At 64.1% G+C, this 17,086-nt stretch carries 12 protein-coding genes and 2 tRNA genes; 7 read left to right on the forward strand and 7 right to left on the reverse strand.

What is annotated here, in order from left to right:
* The first annotated feature begins 109 nt into the window (after positions 1-109).
* Both PTE31013_RS16125 and PTE31013_RS16130 read left to right on the forward strand, forming a co-directional pair.
* Entirely contained in the window at positions 110-790 is a 681-nt protein-coding gene (locus PTE31013_RS16125) for a DNA-3-methyladenine glycosylase I (protein WP_150613794.1), read from the forward strand.
* Positions 790-1,662: a 23S rRNA (adenine(2030)-N(6))-methyltransferase RlmJ gene (locus tag PTE31013_RS16130; RefSeq protein ID WP_150613795.1), complete on the forward strand. Its 873-nt coding sequence runs from the start codon at positions 790-792 to the stop codon at positions 1,660-1,662. Before PTE31013_RS16125 ends, PTE31013_RS16130 begins: the two co-directional genes overlap by 1 nt.
* A 74-nt stretch (positions 1,663-1,736) precedes the next feature.
* Here the strand turns inward: PTE31013_RS16130 and PTE31013_RS16135 are convergent, their stop codons facing one another.
* The 4 genes from PTE31013_RS16135 to PTE31013_RS16150 form a co-directional block, all read right to left on the reverse strand.
* Positions 1,737-2,456, reverse strand: a complete 720-nt coding sequence (locus tag PTE31013_RS16135; protein ID WP_150613968.1) for a pseudouridine synthase — start codon at positions 2,454-2,456, stop codon at positions 1,737-1,739.
* 66 nt (positions 2,457-2,522) lie between these two features.
* Positions 2,523-2,607 (reverse strand) — tRNA-Leu (locus tag PTE31013_RS16140).
* A gap of 135 nt (positions 2,608-2,742) precedes the next feature.
* Positions 2,743-3,657 carry a LysR family transcriptional regulator gene (locus tag PTE31013_RS16145; protein WP_150613796.1) on the reverse strand — a complete coding sequence of 305 codons (915 nt, stop codon included), beginning with the start codon at positions 3,655-3,657 and terminating at the stop codon, positions 2,743-2,745.
* A gap of 343 nt (positions 3,658-4,000) precedes the next feature.
* A tRNA-Leu gene (locus PTE31013_RS16150) sits at positions 4,001-4,085 on the reverse strand.
* 280 nt (positions 4,086-4,365) lie between these two features.
* On the opposite strand from PTE31013_RS16150, the gene rnr reads away from it, so the two are divergent.
* Both rnr and rlmB read left to right on the forward strand, forming a co-directional pair.
* Positions 4,366-6,933 carry a ribonuclease R gene (gene rnr, locus PTE31013_RS16155; protein ID WP_150613797.1) on the forward strand — a complete coding sequence of 856 codons (2,568 nt, stop codon included), beginning with the start codon at positions 4,366-4,368 and terminating at the stop codon, positions 6,931-6,933.
* 180 nt (positions 6,934-7,113) lie between these two features.
* A complete protein-coding gene (rlmB, locus tag PTE31013_RS16160) occupies positions 7,114-7,890 on the forward strand; it encodes a 23S rRNA (guanosine(2251)-2'-O)-methyltransferase RlmB (protein WP_150613798.1) in 777 nt (258 codons plus the stop codon).
* A 143-nt stretch (positions 7,891-8,033) separates the two neighbouring features.
* On the opposite strand, the gene tal is transcribed toward rlmB, so the two are convergent.
* Complete coding sequence (gene tal, locus PTE31013_RS16165) at positions 8,034-8,984, reverse strand: transaldolase (RefSeq protein WP_150613799.1); 951 nt, start codon at positions 8,982-8,984, stop codon at positions 8,034-8,036.
* Positions 8,985-9,111: 127 nt separating this feature from the next.
* Here tal and rpiA point away from each other — a divergent pair, with 127 nt between their 5' ends.
* Both rpiA and PTE31013_RS16175 read left to right on the forward strand, forming a co-directional pair.
* Positions 9,112-9,804, forward strand: a complete 693-nt coding sequence (gene rpiA, locus PTE31013_RS16170) for a ribose-5-phosphate isomerase RpiA (RefSeq protein WP_150613800.1) — start codon at positions 9,112-9,114, stop codon at positions 9,802-9,804.
* A 15-nt stretch (positions 9,805-9,819) separates the two neighbouring features.
* Positions 9,820-10,890 carry a serine endopeptidase gene (locus PTE31013_RS16175; protein ID WP_150613801.1) on the forward strand — a complete coding sequence of 357 codons (1,071 nt, stop codon included), beginning with the start codon at positions 9,820-9,822 and terminating at the stop codon, positions 10,888-10,890.
* Positions 10,891-11,018: 128 nt separating this feature from the next.
* Here the strand turns inward: PTE31013_RS16175 and PTE31013_RS16180 are convergent, their stop codons facing one another.
* Together PTE31013_RS16180 and argA are read right to left on the reverse strand one after the other, a co-directional pair.
* Positions 11,019-11,294 (reverse strand): oxidative damage protection protein, encoded by a 276-nt coding sequence (locus tag PTE31013_RS16180; protein WP_150613802.1) that lies wholly within the window; start codon positions 11,292-11,294, stop codon positions 11,019-11,021.
* Positions 11,295-11,471: 177 nt separating this feature from the next.
* Positions 11,472-12,821 (reverse strand): amino-acid N-acetyltransferase, encoded by a 1,350-nt coding sequence (gene argA, locus PTE31013_RS16185; protein WP_150613803.1) that lies wholly within the window; start codon positions 12,819-12,821, stop codon positions 11,472-11,474.
* A 44-nt stretch (positions 12,822-12,865) separates the two neighbouring features.
* Between argA and hrpA the strand changes: the two genes are divergently transcribed.
* Positions 12,866-17,008 carry an ATP-dependent RNA helicase HrpA gene (gene hrpA / locus PTE31013_RS16190; RefSeq protein WP_150613804.1) on the forward strand — a complete coding sequence of 1,381 codons (4,143 nt, stop codon included), beginning with the start codon at positions 12,866-12,868 and terminating at the stop codon, positions 17,006-17,008.
* Positions 17,009-17,086 lie beyond the last annotated feature (78 nt).

A 17,086-nucleotide genomic window follows, 5' to 3' on the forward strand; every position in this document is an offset into this window, starting at 1 on the left:
TGGGGTATGGGCTGGCAGGTTCGCTTCGCGTGCAATTGCTGGCACACTTGCCCCATTCGTCAGCACACGTCCGCGGCATTTGCGAGTGGGCGCCACTATCGAGAGACCAATGGAACGATGTCCGTGGAGCGATGGCTTCGAGCAGTATCGTCGGTATCACGACGAAGAGTGGGGGGTACCGCTGCGCGATTCGCGCGCGTTGTTCGAGCTGCTGATGCTCGAAGGGGCGCAGGCGGGACTCTCCTGGTCTACCATCCTCAAAAAGCGCGATCACTACCGTCTGGCGTTCGAGCATTTCGATCCGGTGCGCATCGCGGCATTCGGGCCGCAGGACGAGGCTCGCCTGCTGGCGGATGCCGGGATCGTGCGCAACCGTCTCAAGATCGCCGGCGTGATCAAGGGGGCGAGGGCCTATCTGGCGATGGAGTCCGCAGGTACGCGCTTTAGCGACTTCGTCTGGCAGTTCGTCGGCGGTGAGTCGCTGCAAAACCGCTGGACGTCGCTTGACGAGGTGCCGGCGAGTACCGCCGTCTCGGACGCCATGAGCAAGGCGCTGAAGAAGGCGGGATTTACCTTCGTGGGCTCGACGATCTGCTATTCGTTCATGCAGGCGGCGGGCCTGGTGAACGACCATCTCGTCGCGTGTCCGCGTCACAAGGCGGTGAAGGGGGGAGCGGCCGTGAGGGCGAATGCCTCGGCGGAGCGCAAATGCGGCATCGCGCAAGCGCCGAAACGCCGTGGTGGCGCGTCGTCGGCTACAATCGCGCCTGACGAATCAGGATCTGCCTAATGTTCAGCTACCGCCACGCCTTTCACGCCGGCAACCACGCCGACGTGCTGAAACACTTCATCGCCGTTGAATGCATCGATTACATGCGCCAGAAGGACGTGGCGTTCTGGTATATCGATACGCATGCAGGCGCAGGCGGTTACGCGCTCGACAGCAAATGGGCCGACAAGACGGGCGAGTTCGAGACCGGTATCGGCCGCCTCTGGGCGCGCGACGATCTGCCGCCGGCGCTCGCGGACTACGTCACGCTGGTGCGCGAATTCAATCCGGATGGCAAGCTGCGCTACTACCCGGGCTCGCCGTACTTCGCCCTGCAACTGCTTGGGGATCGCGATCGGCTGCGCTTGTTCGAGATGCACCCGACCGAACAGGAAGTGCTGCGCGAAAACTTCGAGGCGCAGGGGCGGGAGGTGGCGCGTCGCACGATGATCTTCGGCGCCGACGGTTTTGCCGGTCTCAAGACGATTTTGCCGCCGGCATCGCGCCGCGCTTTCACGCTGATCGATCCGTCATACGAAGACAAGCGCGATTACACCCGCGCAACGCAGACCGTGCAGGAAGGTCTCGATCGTTTTCCGACGGGGATGTATGCCGTGTGGTATCCGCTGGTGCAGCGTCGCGAGGCTGCGCAGTTGCCGGAGCGCATGAAGCGGCTCACGATCAACGGGCAGCCGATCAAGAACTGGGTGCATGCGGCGCTGACCGTGTGCAATCCGGTGCCGGGCGGCCTGGGTCTGCATGGCAGCGGCATGTTCATCGTGAATCCGCCGTACATGTTGCAAGACACCCTCAAGACGACCCTGCCGTATCTGGTCAAGACGCTTGGCCAGGACAAGGGGGCGCAATTCCTGCTCGAAGGAAGGCAGAACTGACACGTCCGGCCCGCGAGGGTTGGCTTGCCGGTATTGTTGTCGTCAGCGTCAATGTCAACGTCAACGCACGACGCTTATTTGCTGGAGGCAGGCGCTTCGTACGGCAACGACAGCAGTTCGTCCGGCGCCAGATAGCGCCATTCGCCCAGCGCGAGATTGCCCATCGGCAGACCGCCGATGGCGATTCTGACCAGTCCCTCCACGCGATTGCCTGCCGCGGCGACCATCCGTTTGACCTGGTGGTATTTGCCTTGCGTGATCGTCATGGCGATCTCGTGAGGGGATGCCAGTGTGACGTCCGTTGCGGCGAGCGGTTCGGTCTCGTCGCGCAGCAATACGCCGTCGCGCAATGCCTGCAACATGTCGTCGGTGACCGGATGCTTGGTCGTGGCCACGTACCGTTTGGGCACGTGGCGACGTGGGGACATCATGGCATGCAGGAACGGGCCGTCGTCGGAGAGCAGCAGCATGCCGGTCGTGTCCTGATCGAGGCGCCCGGCCGGTTGCACCCCACGTACGGCCAGCGGCAAGGGCAGTAGCGAATGTACGCCTTCGTGATGCGTCGGACTCGTGGAGCACTCGTACCCTTCCGGCTTGTTGAGCAACACGTAGACGTGTTCGCGGTATTCCCACGGTTCGCCGTCGAGCGTGAATTGCAACCCTTGCGGGTCCAGCGACTCGCGCGGATTGTCGTGCACCACGCCGTCGATGGCAAACGCCCCGGTGGCGATGAGCTTGCGGCACATCTTGCGACTCCCGAAGCCCTGTGATTGCAGTAAACGATCTAGCTCGATGATGCGTTCTCCGTGCATGCATGAAAAAAGCCGATGATCTTTCGATCATCGGCTTTTTGAATTTTTTGGTGCCCAGAAGAGGACTCGAACCTCCACGGTGTTACCCGCTAGTACCTGAAACTAGTGCGTCTACCAATTCCGCCATCTGGGCCTCGTCGGCTTGCCAACTGCTTGCTCGCCGCGAAGAAGTGAGATTATGCCGAGGGGCTAACATGCTGTCAACAGGTTCGCGGCAAAAAATCAAAAAACGGTATCGCGGGCCTGTCAAGACGGCCGCAACGCGCAATTACGCGGCGCGGCCCATGTGCTCCGACCGAATCATATCGATCAAATGGCGCAACCCCGGAAGCGTTTGACGCCGACTGGGGTAGTACATCGACAACGGCGGCCCGTCGACCGCCCAGTCCGTCAGCACGGCCTCCAACGTACCGTTGGACAGTGCCTGCGATACATTGCGCTCCAGCACATAGGCCAATCCCAAGCCGCCTGTCGCCGCTGCGATCACGCCGTCGCTCTCGTTGATACTCAACGCGCCCGGCACATCAAGCTCGATCGCCGTCGGCCCGTTGCCCAACTCCCACTTATAGAGCGTGTTGTCGCCCAGGCGCATCCGGATGCAATTGTGCGACATCAGATCCTGCGGCGTCTTGGGCCGGCCGTGCCGCACGAAATACGCGGGCGAACCGACCACGATCCACTTGAGCGCGGGGGTGAGCGGCGTTGCGATCATGTCGCCCGGCACTGTGTCGCCATAACGCATCCCGGCGTCAAAGCCTTCCGCCACGATGTCGAGCATCCGGTCGTCTACCGTGATATCCAGTTCGATGTCTGGATACGATGCCACGAATCGCGGCAGAATCGGATCCAGCAGTAACCGCGCCGCGTCGCGCGGCACATTCAGTCGCAAACGCCCGGCCGGCGATGCCCGGTAACGGTCCAGTGCACCGATGGCCGATGCAATCTGCTCAAGGCCCTGCTCCAGCTCGGTCGCCAGCGCCGCGCCCGCTGCCGTCGGCGACACGGACCGACTCGTGCGGTTGAGTAGCTTCACGCCCAGGCGCGCTTCGAGATTGCGCATCGCGTGGCTCAGGGCCGAGGTCGTGACCCCCAGTTCAGCGGCGGCCTCCCGAAAACTCTGCCGGCGGCAGATCGTGACGAAGACGTTCAAATCGGCAAGCTCACCGCGAGTGAAGGCAGGCATGTCATTCCCAACGAGTATCAAGTCAACGAAATCGCATACGCCCTACGTCCCTGATGCGTCAGGCGGCCGTTGAGCAATATTCAATTTTTTGTGAGGCAAATTCTACCGATTTCGTGCGGATTCTGGGGAGACGTCATGCGTGACGTGACATGCTCGCGACACACCTGGCGAATCGCTCGGGCCGAAATTGGCATTCGACTCAGTCTCAGGTGGGTCGGCGTCAAAGGTTGGCAGTGCGACGGCATGCCCTGGACATTGGCGGCCGGGGGCGGACGGGCGTCGATGGGCGAGGGCGCAAGAAAAAAGCCGATGATCTTTCGATCATCGGCTTTTTTGAATTTTTTGGTGCCCAGAAGAGGACTCGAACCTCCACGGTGTTACCCGCTAGTACCTGAAACTAGTGCGTCTACCAATTCCGCCATCTGGGCCTCGTCGGCTTGCCAACTGCTTGCTTGCCGCGAAGAAGTGAGATTATGCGTACGCCGTGCGGCACTGTCAACACTTGGGCGCGAAAAATTTTCTTTTTTCTCGCCGGCCTGCAAGCCTGCGCTCAAATTCCGCATAGGTGGCAGTTTTCGCGAGGTTTGCCGTATGATTGTCCCTGACTGTGCGACCCCGCGTTTTCGCGCAACGCACAGCACCACGGACCGTCGGGCGCATGGTGCGCCACTCGGCCGGACTCAACCGGCACAGTAACGCTACCGACTTTTGAGCAAATATCCCTATCCGATTCCGAGCCGCGAAGAAATCCTCGGTGTCCTGCGCACTGCCGATGCCGCGCTGTCCGCCAACGACATCGCCGAAGCCCTGGCCATCAAGAAGCAGGAGCGCGAAGGCTTTTTCAAGCGCCTCGCCGCGATGGAGCGCGATGACCAGATTCGCCTCGATCGCCGCGGCTACTATCAACTGACCCACCCCTCGAACTTCATCGCCGGCCGTGTCATCGGTCACCGCGACGGCTACGGCTTCGCCGTGCGCGACGAAGGCGGCGACGACCTCTTCCTTCCCAGCGAGGAGATGAAGAAGGTCATGCACAACGATCGCGTCCTCCTGCGCGTCGCCGGCTACGATCGCCGCGGCCGTCCGGAAGGGCATATCGTCGAGGTGGTGAGCCGTGCCAACACGCACGTCATCGGTCGCCTGCTCAACGAAAACGGCGTGATGGTCGTCGCGCCGGAAGACAAGCGCATCGGTCACGACATCCTCATCCCGCCGCGCGCGCAGGGCAAGGCCAAGGTCGGACAGGTCGTCTCCGTCGAGCTCACCGATTACCCCAGTCGCTATAGCCAGCCCATCGGTCGCGTCTCGGAAGTGCTCGGCGAAATCGACGACCCCGGCATGGAAATCGAAATCGCCGTGCGCAAGTACGGAGTGCCGCACCAGTTCTCGCCCGAAGCGCTCGCCGCGGCTGGTGCGCTGCCCGACGAGGTGCGCGCCCCCGATCTGCGCCACCGCATCGATCTGCGCGACGTGCCGCTCGTCACCATCGACGGGGAAGACGCCCGCGACTTCGATGATGCCGTCTACTGCGAGCCGGCCAAGGTCGGGCGCAGCGATGGCTTCCGCCTGATCGTCGCCATCGCGGACGTCTCGCACTATGTCGACTCGGGGGGCCACCTCGACGCGGACGCACTGACGCGCAGCACATCGGTCTACTTCCCGCGACGCGTCATTCCGATGCTGCCGGAAAAGCTCTCGAACGGCCTGTGTTCGCTTAACCCCGACGTAGACCGCTGTGTCCTCGTGTGCGACGCCCTCGTTGCGCCGAACGGTGAAGTCAAGGCCTATCAGTTCTACCCGGCCGTGATCCACTCGGCCGCACGCCTGACCTACACCGAAGTGGCCGCCGTCCTGGGTAACACCAAAGGCCCCGAAGCCCAACGCCGCGCCGCGCTGCTGCCGCATCTGCAGAACCTGTACGCGCTTTACAAAGTGCTTGCGAAAGCGCGCAAGTCGCGCGGGGCCATCGAATTCGATTCGACCGAGACGTATATCGTCTGTAACGCGCAAGGCAAGATCGAGCAGATCCTGCCCCGCACGCGTAATGACGCCCACCGTCTCATCGAGGAGTGCATGCTCACGGCCAACGTGTGTGCCGCCGATCTCCTCAAGCGTCACAAGCAGGCGGGCCTGTATCGCATTCACGCCGGGCCGTCGGGCGAACGACTCCAGGTGCTGCGCACGTTCCTCAAGACCCTCGGGCTTTCGCTCGGCGGTGGCGACGAACCTGCCACGTCCGATTACGCGGAACTGATGACGCAGATCGAGTCCCGCCCCGACGCGCCCATGCTCCAGACGATGCTGCTGCGCTCGATGCAGCAGGCCGTCTACAGCCCGGACAACATCGGCCACTTTGGTCTGGCGTATCCCGCTTATACGCACTTCACCAGCCCGATTCGTCGCTATCCGGACCTGCTGACGCACCGCGCCATCAAGGCGATCCTGGCCGGCAAGAAGTACGAGCCCGAAATCCCGGCAGGTGTCGAACTGACGACGGGTCTGTCGCCGCACGCGCGCAAGCTCCAGAAGGACGACGACTCGGCCGCCGGGAAAGCCAGGAAGACCGCAGGCGCGAAGAAGCGCGACGCGATCTGGGACGAACTCGGCCTGCATTGCTCGGCCAATGAACGTCGTGCCGACGAAGCGTCGCGCGACGTCGAAGCCTGGCTCAAGTGCTACTTCATGCGCGACAAGCTTGGCGAGGAATACGGTGGCACGGTCAGTGCTGTCACCTCGTTCGGCATCTTCGTGCAGCTTGACGACCTCTTTATCGAAGGGCTCGTCCACGTCACGGAACTGGGCAGCGATTACTTCCAGTTCGACGAAGTCCGCCACGAATTGCGCGGCGAGCGCACCGGCATCCGCTATCGACTGACCGACCGCGTCCGCGTACAAGTGAGTCGCGTGGATCTGGACGCGCGCAAGATCGATTTCCGTCTCGTGCGCGAAGTCAACGCCCGTGCGCTGGCGAAAACGTCGGGTCGCGCCGAGCGTGGTGGGGCACCGGTGCCCGTGCCGGCTGCCGGTGCGCCCGGATTGGCCGGTTCGGCGGGGTCGGTCGCCGCCAGGCCCAGCATCCGCCAGATGCCCAAGGGCGGTGCGCTGCTCAACGGCGTGCAACTGGCCCCGGCGGGCAAGCATCCCGCCAAGCCGAAATCCGCAAAAGTGAATGTTGCGCGGGCCGAGCGAGGGGCCACGTCGCCCGCCAAATCGGGGGGAGGCGGCAAGGCGCCGGTGAAGCGTCCGGGCGGTCCGGCGAAGAAGCCGCGTCGTTGATTCGCACAGTGCGACGGAGGGTTTGCAGTAAGATGGGCGCCTTGTGCCGGCCGTGACCGGCGACGGGTGTCCGCGATGGATTGCGGCGGCGGTGGCCCATGCGGGCTCCGCCGCCGTCGTGTTTTGTACGGCGACAGTTGCGCACGGCCGTGCCGGCACACGCTATTTTGAGGATGTGAAATGAGTCAATTGAAACTGCTGTTCGGCTTTCACGCGGTGACCGCGCGCCTGCGCCACGATGCGGGCAGCGTCGAAGAGATCTACTACGATCCGAGCCGGCGCGATCGCCGCATGACCGACTTCCTGAAGCATGTGGAGTCGCTCAAGGGTGCCCCCGGCGTGAAGATCAAAGTCATTCAGGCCGACGGCAAGCGCCTGGACGGCATGGCCGGATCGTCGCGCCATCAAGGCGTGGTCGCCCGTGCCCAGGAAGTGTCGCTGGCGCTGAACCTCGACGAACTGCTTGACGGTATCTCCGGCCCGCCGCTCTTGCTAGTGCTCGACGGCGTAACCGATCCGCATAACCTCGGCGCGTGCCTGCGTGTCGCCGATGGAGCCGGGGCGCATGCCGTGATCGCACCGAAAGACCGCGCTGTCGGTCTGAATGCGACCGCCGCCAAGGTCGCCAGCGGTGCAGCGGAAACCGTCCCATACATCATGGTCACGAATCTCTCGCGGACCCTGCGCGAATTGCAGGAGCGCGGCATCTGGGTGGTCGGCACCTCCGACGATGCGCCCGCCGACATCTACGGCACCAAGCTTACCGGGCCGATGGCGATTGTCATGGGCGCCGAAGGCGAGGGCATGCGTCGTCTGGTGCGCGAGCACTGCGACGAACTGATGCGCATTCCGATGGCCGGTGGCTGCGAAAGCCTGAACGTCTCGGTGGCGAGTGCCGTCTGCCTGTATGAAGCGGTACGCCAGCGCACCGTCGCGGCCAAGGGCGCGAAGTCATGAGCGATACGTCTCGGGCGCGAAGTCCGGGACGTGAAGTTCAGGAGGTGAAGGCCACGCAGTGAAGTTCGGGCGTAACGTCGGCCGTGCAACGTCCAGCCGGCGATGCACGGCGCAAGGTCACCGGGCACCGCCGCCGCGTTGGTTCAGCGCGCCGCGTCGATCAGCGCTTCGAGCTTGATCGCATCGCCGGCAAACGCGCGGATGCCTTCCGCGAGTTTTTCCGTGGCCATCGCATCGTCGTTGAGCGCGAAACGGAACGACGGCTCGTCCGTTTTCACGCGGTCGATGCTCGCGGCGCGGGCATCCTTTGCGTCCAACTGGCGACGGACTTCGCCCTCGGTCGTACGGAGTTGTTCGAGCAGGGCAGGGCTGATCGTCAGCAGATCGCAGCCTGCCAGCGCCAGAATCTGCCCGGTCGAGCGGAAGCTGGCACCCATGACTTCCGTCTCATGGCCGAAGTGCTTGTAGTAGCGATAGATGGCGGCCACCGAGCGCACACCCGGATCGTTTTCCCCGGCGTTGTCCGCCTCTACCCAGTTCGCGCCTGCCGATTTCTTGTACCAATCGTAGATCCGGCCGACGAACGGCGAAATCAGCCGGGCGCCCGCCTCGGCGCAGGCTGCCGCTTGTACCAGCGAGAACAGCAGCGTCATGTTGCAGCGAATCCCGTCGCGCTCAAGAATCTCGGCTGCACGGATCCCTTCCCAGGTCGACGCGATCTTGATGAGCACGCGGTCGCGTTCGATGCCCTGTGCCTCATACATCGCGATCAGCTTGCGCGCGCGGGCCACGGTGCCGGCGGTATCGAACGACAGGCGGGCATCCACTTCCGTCGATACGCGGCCCGGCACGATGCCGAGAATCTCACGCCCGAAGGCAATCAGCAGGCGATCGATAATCTCGGCGGCGGATTCCGCGCGGTGTTCACTGACGATGCGCGTGAGCATCGGGCGGTAGGCGTCTTTCTGGACGGCACCGAGAATCAGCGACGGGTTGGTCGTGGCGTCCTGGGGCTTGTAGGCGTCCATGGCCTGGAAGTCACCGGTGTCGGCGACGACGATCGTGTGGCGTTTGAGCTGGTCGAGCTGATTCATGAGAGCGGCCTTGCGAGAAATGCACTGCGTGACATGAAGTCCGGGATGCGCCCGGGCGATGAAAAACGGCGCGGCCCGCCTGACTCCGGTAAACTTCCGACTTTACCAAACTTTGCCGGAAATCCCCATGACCCAGGACGAACTCAAGCGCTTGGTCGGCCAGGCAGCCGCCGACTACGTGAACCAGCACGTGCCCGAGGGCAGCGTGATCGGGGTGGGCACCGGGTCCACCGCCAACTGCTTCATCGATGCGCTCGCCGCGCACAAGGGCCGCTACCGCGGTGCCGTCTCCAGTTCCGAGGCCAGCACCGAGCGTCTGCGCAAGCATGGCATTGAAGTGTTCGACCTCAACCAGATCGACAGCCTGCCCGTCTACGTTGACGGCGCCGACGAGATCAACGCGCTCGGCCACATGATCAAGGGCGGCGGCGGAGCGCTCACGCGCGAGAAGATCGTCGCCTCGGTGGCGAAGCAATTCGTTTGCGTCGTCGACGCGTCCAAGGAAGTCGCCGTGCTCGGCGTCTTCCCGTTGCCGGTCGAAGTCATTCCGATGGCGCAGGCGAGCGTTGCCCGTGCCTTGGCAGCACTCGGCGGCAAGCCGCAGGCGCGCGTGCGTGCCGACGGCAGCCCGTACGTGACCGACAACGGTTGTGCCATTCTCGACGTCCACGGCCTGCAGATCCTTGACCCGGTGGCGTTCGAGACCCAGGTCAACCAGATCCCGGGCGTGGTGACCGTCGGGCTCTTCGCGCAGCGCGGCGCAGACGTCACGCTGATGGGTACGCCCGAAGGCGTGCGCACCATCGACTACCAGAACTGATCCCGGGAGGGCAGGATGGCTGGATCGCGTCGTCTTCCCGAAACCTGGTTCCGCCGTGGGCTGTGGTTGATCGCCGTGTTGTTTGCGGCGTTCCTGATCGGCCTGGGCGGGCTCGTCGTCGACAAATTACCCGGCGTGTCCCCCGCACCCACGCTCGACTCCTTCGTCGATCGCGGGCAGGCCGAGCGCGCCGACGCGGCCATCAAGCAGGCGCAGACGCGGCTCGAAGACGTTGAGAGTCGATTGGAGACGGCGCGTCTGCAGCTCAAGGCGCGCAGTACGGCATATCGCAACGCGCGAGAGTCGTTCAACGACTGGGTTGCCACGCGCACGGCGACGGCGCAGGCCAGTCAGGATGCGGAACTCGTTGCGCGCACGCAGGCACTCGATGGACTGAAGGCGGCGCAGCGCGACGTCCAGACGCAGGTCGACACCCTGGAAGCGAAGCAGCTCGACGCCCAGCGCGCGGTACAGACTGCGCGCACGGCGCGGTATGCGCTCAACACGGCGGCGGGTGAACAGCTTGCAGCGATCCAGCGTGCGCAGACGCTGAAGGTATTTGGCATCCGGTTGGCGCTGACATTGCCGTTACTGGCCGTTGCCGGGTGGCTCTTTGTGCGTCAGCGCAAAAGCACGTGGTGGCCGTTTGTGTGGGGCTTCATCTTCTTCGCGCTGTTTGCGTTCTTCGTGGAGCTGGTGCCGTATCTGCCGGACTATGGTGGTTACGTGCGTTATCTGGTCGGCATTGTGCTGACGGTGTTGATTGGCCGCTACGCCATCGTGTCGTTGCAGCGGTATCTGGCGAGGCAGAAGGCGGAGGAGCAGTTGCCGGACGTGGAGCGTCGCAAGACGTTGTCGTACGATCTGGCGCAGGCGCGGTTGGCGAAGTCGGTGTGTCCGGGGTGTGAGCGTCCGGTGAAATTGGACGATCCGAATCGCGACTACTGCGTGCATTGTGGCATCTGTCTTTTCGACCATTGCGCGGCGTGCAACACGCGCAAAAACGCGTTTGCGCATTTCTGCCATCACTGCGGTGCGGGTTCGGCCCCTAGCAAGGCTGCCGGGGGTGGCATGACGTCCGCCTGATCGAAGGCAACCCGCAGCCAAATTCGACATCCAGGGTGAAAAATAGGCATGCCGACCGAGTCGCATGCCTATTTTTTGATGTCTGCGGTGCAGTGGGATGGGGCCCCGATCCGTCTGGGGGGAGGTGTTTACTCCGAGGGCGGCGGCACATAGCCTTGAGCGACATCGGCGCCATCTCCGAAGAAATACTTTTCGGTTTGCTTGACGAGGTATTGGCGGGCGCGAGGATCGGCCATGTTCAGGCGGTTCTCGTTGATCAGCATGGTTTGTTGCTTGAGCCATCCGGCCCAGGCTTCCTTCGAGACACTTTCCCAGAGGCGTTTGCCAAGGTCGCCGGGCATGGGCGGGAAATCGAGACCTTCGGCTTCCTTGCCGAGTTTGACGCATTGAATCATGCGAGCCATGGGAAACTCCTTCGTGATCTTGGTGAGGCGTGAATGAATGTTGGGCGCTGGGGTCGAGACCTTGAGGGGAATCGACGCGCTACGAAAAAGCGCGCTGCGGCCGACAACGGCATATGGGGGCAGGGGCGTGGGACACAAGGAGGAACCCCAGGGCGTGCGCCCTCTGCCTGAGCGTCGTCACAGCTTCTTGATGAGCACCAGCGAGCGGCGCTGCCAGTTATAGAGGCGACGACGGTCGGCGGGCAGATCGTCGACGCCTGCCTTGACGAAGCCTCGCTTGAGGAACCAGTGCTCGGTCCGAGTGGTGAGGACGAACAGGCGATCCAGTCCGCGGGCGCGGGCGCGTTGCTCGATGTGCTTGAGCAGACGCTCCCCGTCACCCGAGCCCTGGGCTTCCGGATCGACCGTCAGGCAGGCCATCTCGCCGATGCGTTCGGTCGGATACGAGTAGAGTGCCGCGCAGCCGAACAAGCGGCCATCGTGCTCGATGACCGAGAAATGATCGATGTCGCGCTCCAGTTGGTTGCGACCGCGACGTACCAGCGTGCCGTCTGCTTCCAGCGGTTCGATGAGCTGCAGGATACCGCCGACATCGTCGATCGTCGCTTCGCGCAGGCTTTCCAGGTTCTCGTACGAGATCATGGTGCCCACGCCATCGTGCGAGAACAATTCGAGCAGCATGCTGCCGTCGAGGGCGAAGGGCACGATGTGTGCGCGGCCAACGCCCGCCCGGCAGGCGCGCGTCGCGTACTTCAGATAAAACGCCGAATCGCGGTCGAGCGTGCCTTGCGACTGCAGGCGCTGGGCGTCTTCTAGCGTCAGTTCGTGCTGCAACTCGTTGTATTCGTTGAGAACGCCGGGCGTCTCCGTGATGAAGATCAGCTTGTCGGCACGCAGCGCGATGGCCGCCGACGATGCCACATCTTCCATCGTCAGGTTGAACGACTGGCCGGTCGGCGAGAAACCCAGCGGCGAGAGCAGCACGATCTTGCCGCTCGCGAGCGACAGGCGAATCGATTCGGCGTCGACCTTGCGGACCACGCCCGTATGCTGGAAATCCACGCCGTCCACGATGCCCACCGGGCGCCCCGTGACAAAGTTCCCTGACACGACGCTGATGCGTGCGTTACCCATCGGCGTGTTCGGCAGGCCCTGGCTGATCGACGCCTCGATGTCCAGCCGCAGTTCCCCCGCCGCTTCCTTCACCGCCTCGAGTGCGGCCGCGTCGGTAATGCGCAACTGCTGGGCAAAGTGCGACTCGATATGGCGCAGACGCATCTGCTCTTCGACCTGCGGTCGCGAGCCGTGCACCAGCACGATATGCATGCCCATCGCGCACAGCAGCGCGATATCCTGAATCAGGGTGTCGAGACCACCGGCAGCGACGAGTTCGCCACCGAAGGCGACCACGAAGGTCTTGTCGCGAAACGCATGGATGTAGGGGGCGACCGATCGCAGCCAGTCCACGAACTGGGCTTGGTGGGCGGTCTCTTCGTCTTGTAGAGCGGCGTCGGGTTCGGTCAGCATGAGTGTACGTGCGCAAACATGCGCAGATTATATAATGCGCGCCCATGGCAAGTGATGAACGAAATCGACAATCTCCACCCCCGAAGCCGAAAGTGACGGCCCCGGGGCATACGCGCGCCCAAACCACGGTCACCGCGCCTACCCAAAAGCCCGCGAGGCCGCCCAAACCCGCGCGCGCGGAACAGGCCAGCGCCCCGAACCCAGCGCAGGGGCGCCGCGTCACGCCGACCGAGCGCGCCGCGCGCGATGCCGAACGCCTGGCCGCGCGCCAGGCTGCCGCCAACCCGCTGCCTGACATCGTCTTTCCCGAAGCGTTGCCCGTCTCTGGCCGCCGCGAAGAGATCGCGCGCGCCATCGCCGGCCATCAGGTCGTCATCGTGAGCGGCGAAACCGGCTCGGGCAAGACCACCCAGCTTCCCAAAATCTGTCTCGCGCTCGGGCGCGGCCTTGGCGCGGGCGGCACCGGCCTGATCGGCCACACCCAACCGCGCCGGATCGCCGCGTCGGCTACCGCGCGCCGGATCGCAGAAGAACTGAACACCCCGCTCGGCGAAATCGTCGGCTTCAAGGTGCGTTTCAACGACACGCTTTCCAATGGCGCGTCCGTCAAACTGATGACCGACGGCATTCTGCTCGCCGAGACGCAGACCGATCCGCTGTTGCGCACGTACGACACTCTCATCATCGACGAGGCGCACGAACGCAGCCTGAACATCGACTTCCTGCTCGGCTACCTCAAGCAGTTGCTGCCGCGACGCCCTGACCTGAAAGTCATCATCACGTCGGCGACCATCGACGCCGATCGCTTCGCCCGCCATTTCGGCACGGGCGAAGGTGAACACCTGCGTCCCGCCCCAGTCATCGAAGTGAGCGGACGCCTCTACCCGGTCGAAGTCCGCTATCGACCGATCCAGGACGATGCCCGCATCGCCAACGCGCTGGGGCGCGAAGGCAGCCGCGCCAGCGCGCGCGACCGGGAGCGGGACCTGATGGACGGCATCGTCGACGCTGTCGACGAATTGTGCCGTGAGGGCACCGGCGACGTGCTCGTCTTCCTGCCCGGCGAGCGCGAAATCCGCGAGGCAGCCGAGTCGCTGCGCAAGCATCATCCACCGCACACCGAAATCCTGCCGCTCTTTGCGCGGCTTTCGGCCGCCGAGCAGGAGCGCGTGTTCAAACCGTCCAACGCGCGCCGCATCGTGCTGGCCACCAACGTGGCGGAAACGTCGCTCACCGTACCGGGCGTTCGCTACGTGGTCGACGCGGGCACGGCCCGCGTCAAACGGTACTCGTACCGCAACAAGGTCGAGCAACTGCAGATCGAGCCGATCTCGCAGGCGGCCGCCAACCAGCGCGCAGGGCGCTGCGGCCGCGTGGCCGATGGCGTGTGCATTCGCCTGTACGATGAAGCCGACTTCCAGGCGCGCGTGCGCTTCACGGACCCGGAAATCCTGCGCTCGTCGCTCGCCGCCGTCATTCTCCGCATGCAGTCGCTGCGGCTTGCCAAGGTCGAGGCATTCCCGTTCATCGAGCCGCCACCGGGCCGGGCCGTCGCCGACGGCTATCAACTGCTGGGCGAACTGGGCGCGGTCGACGACGCCAACCAGCTCACGCCACTCGGGCGCGAACTGGCACGTCTGCCGCTTGATCCCCGCGTAGGGCGCATGATTCTGGCGGCGCGCGACCAGCAGTCGCTGCGTGAAGTCCTCATCATCGCGAGCGCGCTGGCGGTGCAGGATCCGCGCGACCGGCCCATCGAGGCACAGGAGGCCGCTGACAACGCCCATCGCAAGTTTGCCGACGAACGGTCCGAATTCCTCTCGTGGCTCAAGATCTGGCAGTGGTTCGAAGAGGCGATTGCGCACAAGAAGTCGAACCGTCTGCTCGGACAGGCGTGCCGCGACAACTTCCTGTCGCAATTGCGCCTGCGCGAATGGCGCGACGTGCACAGCCAGTTGCTCACCGTCGTGCGTGAACAGGGTTGGCGCGTCAACGCGTCCGAGGCCACCTATGAACAGGTCCATCTCGCCCTGCTTGCGGGCCTGCTCGGCAATATCGGCTGCAAGGCCGACGACGATCCGCATTTCCTCGGCGCGCACGGCATCAAGTTCCACATCTGGCCCGGATCGTCGCTTGTGAAGAAGGCTGGGCGCTGGGTGATGGCCGGCGAACTCGTCGAGACGAGCCGCCTGTACGCGCGCTGCATCGCCCGCATCGAGCCGGAATGGATAGAACGCGTGGGCAAGCACCTGGTGAAGACGTCGCTGTCCGACGCGCACTGGGAGAAGAAGGCTGCGCAAGTCACAGCGTACGAGCGCGGCACGCTCTACGGCCTGACGATCTACGCGCGCCGCCGAATGAACTTCGGCCCGCGCGATCCGCGTCGCGCCCGTGAGATCTTCCTGCGCAGTGCGCTGGTGGAAGGCGAATGGGAGACCAAGCTCCCGTTCTACGCCCACAACCGAAAGCTGATTGCGGACATCGAACAGCTCGAACACAAGTCGCGCCGCCAGGACGTGTTAGTCGACGACGAACTGATCTACGCGTATTACGACGCCCATGTGCCCGCCGATCTCTACGACGGCGCGAGCTTCGAGCACTGGTATCGTGAAACGGCCAAGGGCGCGCCGAAGCTGCTTTACCTCGTGCGCGACGATCTGATGCGTCATGAGGCGGCGGGCGTTACCACCGATCTGTTCCCGAAGAAGACGGCCATTGCGGGCATCGACATGGTGCTCACCTATCACTTCGAGCCGGGTTCGCCGCGTGATGGCGTGACGCTCGCCGTGCCGCTGTACGCGCTCAATCAGGTCGATGCGCGCCGCTGCGAATGGTTGGTGCCGGGCATGCTCAAGGAAAAGGCGCATCTGCTGATGAAGTCGCTGCCGCAGAAGCTGCGGCGTCACTTCGTGCCGTTGCCCGAGTTCGCGGCGGGCTTCCTCGAGCGGGCGACGTTCGGGCAGGGGGCGCTGCTCGACGCCCTCATCGCCGACGCGCGCGAAAAGACCGGCGTCATGCTCAAATCCAGCGACTTCAAGCGCGAAATGCTCCCAGCGCACCTGTCGATGAACTTCAAGGTGATCGACGAGCATGGGCGCCAGCTCGGCATGGGTCGCAACCTCCCGCAACTGCGGGCCGAACTCGGCCAGCAGGCGCAGCGTACGTTCCAGCAACTCGCGGCGAAAAGCGGCGCGACGCCGACCCGTGGCTCTGGCGTCGCGTCCGACGCGCACGGGACGGCGCCGATATCATCCGCAGGGAGCGATGAGGCGCGTGGTGCAGCGGGCCGGGCGGGGGCGCAGGCGGCATCGTCGGCGGCGGCTGTCGAGCCCGGCCGCTACGACAATCTCACGACGTGGAGCTTCGGCGAGCTACCCGAGATGCTGGACATCCGTCGCGGCGGTCAGACGTTGTTCGGCTATCCCGCGCTCGTCGACCGCGGTGACCACTGCGATCTTGAAGTGTTCGACGATCCGGACGAGGCGCAGCGTCAGCATCGTGCGGGGCTGCGGCGGCTCTTCGCGATTCAACTGCGCGAGCAGGTGAAGTACCTGGAGAAGAACATCCCGGGCCTGCAGCAGATGGCGATGCAGTACATGAACCTCGGGACGCAAGAGGCGTTGCGGGAGCAGATCGTCGATCTGGCGCTGGAGCGCGCATGTCTTGCGTTGCCGTGGCCGAGCGATAACGCGTCGTTCGTTGCACGCAAGGACGAGGGGCGGGGGCGTCTCACGTTGCTCGCGCAGGAAATCGCTCGGCTGGCCGGTCAGATTCTCACCGAGTACGCGGCATTGCAGAAGAAGCTGGCTCAGGCCAAGCCGTTTGCGCAGGCGCATGCGGATCTGACGGCCCAGTTGCAACGGTTGATCGGCAAGCGATTCCTGATCGATACGCCTTACGCGCAACTGGCACATTTCCCGCGCTATCTGAAGGCGATGGCTGGGCGTATCGACAAGCTCAAGGCGGATCCGTCGCGCGACGCCCGCGCCATGGGCGAACTGGGGCCGTTGCTGCAAAACTGGCAGCGGGCAACGTCGCAACGCCGCGATCAGGGCGACGCGCGACTCGAAGAGTTCCGCTGGCTGCTCGAGGAGTTGCGCGTCTCGCTCTTCGCTCAGGAGTTGCGCACACCCATGCCGGTCTCGGTCAAGCGTCTGCATAAGGTCTGGGAGGCGTTGCAACGCTGAGGTGCCGGGGGCAGCACCAACGTGCTCAACTCGGCCGACGCCGATGTCAGCCGGATCGGGACGGCGACGCGGATGTCC

The sequence above is a fragment of the Pandoraea terrigena genome, from assembly GCF_902459705.1.
Lineage (GTDB): Bacteria > Pseudomonadota > Gammaproteobacteria > Burkholderiales > Burkholderiaceae > Pandoraea > Pandoraea terrigena.

Coding starts and splice junctions, on each gene's coding strand:
- PTE31013_RS16125 (WP_150613794.1), top strand. CDS start 110: ATGGAACGATGTCCGTGGAGCGATGGCTTCGAGCAGTATCGTCGGTAT.
- PTE31013_RS16130 (WP_150613795.1), top strand. CDS start 790: ATGTTCAGCTACCGCCACGCCTTTCACGCCGGCAACCACGCCGACGTG.
- PTE31013_RS16145 (WP_150613796.1), bottom strand. CDS start 3,657: ATGCCTGCCTTCACTCGCGGTGAGCTTGCCGATTTGAACGTCTTCGTC.
- rlmB (WP_150613798.1), top strand. CDS start 7,114: ATGAGTCAATTGAAACTGCTGTTCGGCTTTCACGCGGTGACCGCGCGC.
- tal (WP_150613799.1), bottom strand. CDS start 8,984: ATGAATCAGCTCGACCAGCTCAAACGCCACACGATCGTCGTCGCCGAC.
- rpiA (WP_150613800.1), top strand. CDS start 9,112: ATGACCCAGGACGAACTCAAGCGCTTGGTCGGCCAGGCAGCCGCCGAC.
- PTE31013_RS16175 (WP_150613801.1), top strand. CDS start 9,820: ATGGCTGGATCGCGTCGTCTTCCCGAAACCTGGTTCCGCCGTGGGCTG.
- PTE31013_RS16180 (WP_150613802.1), bottom strand. CDS start 11,294: ATGGCTCGCATGATTCAATGCGTCAAACTCGGCAAGGAAGCCGAAGGT.
- argA (WP_150613803.1), bottom strand. CDS start 12,821: ATGCTGACCGAACCCGACGCCGCTCTACAAGACGAAGAGACCGCCCAC.
- hrpA (WP_150613804.1), top strand. CDS start 12,866: ATGGCAAGTGATGAACGAAATCGACAATCTCCACCCCCGAAGCCGAAA.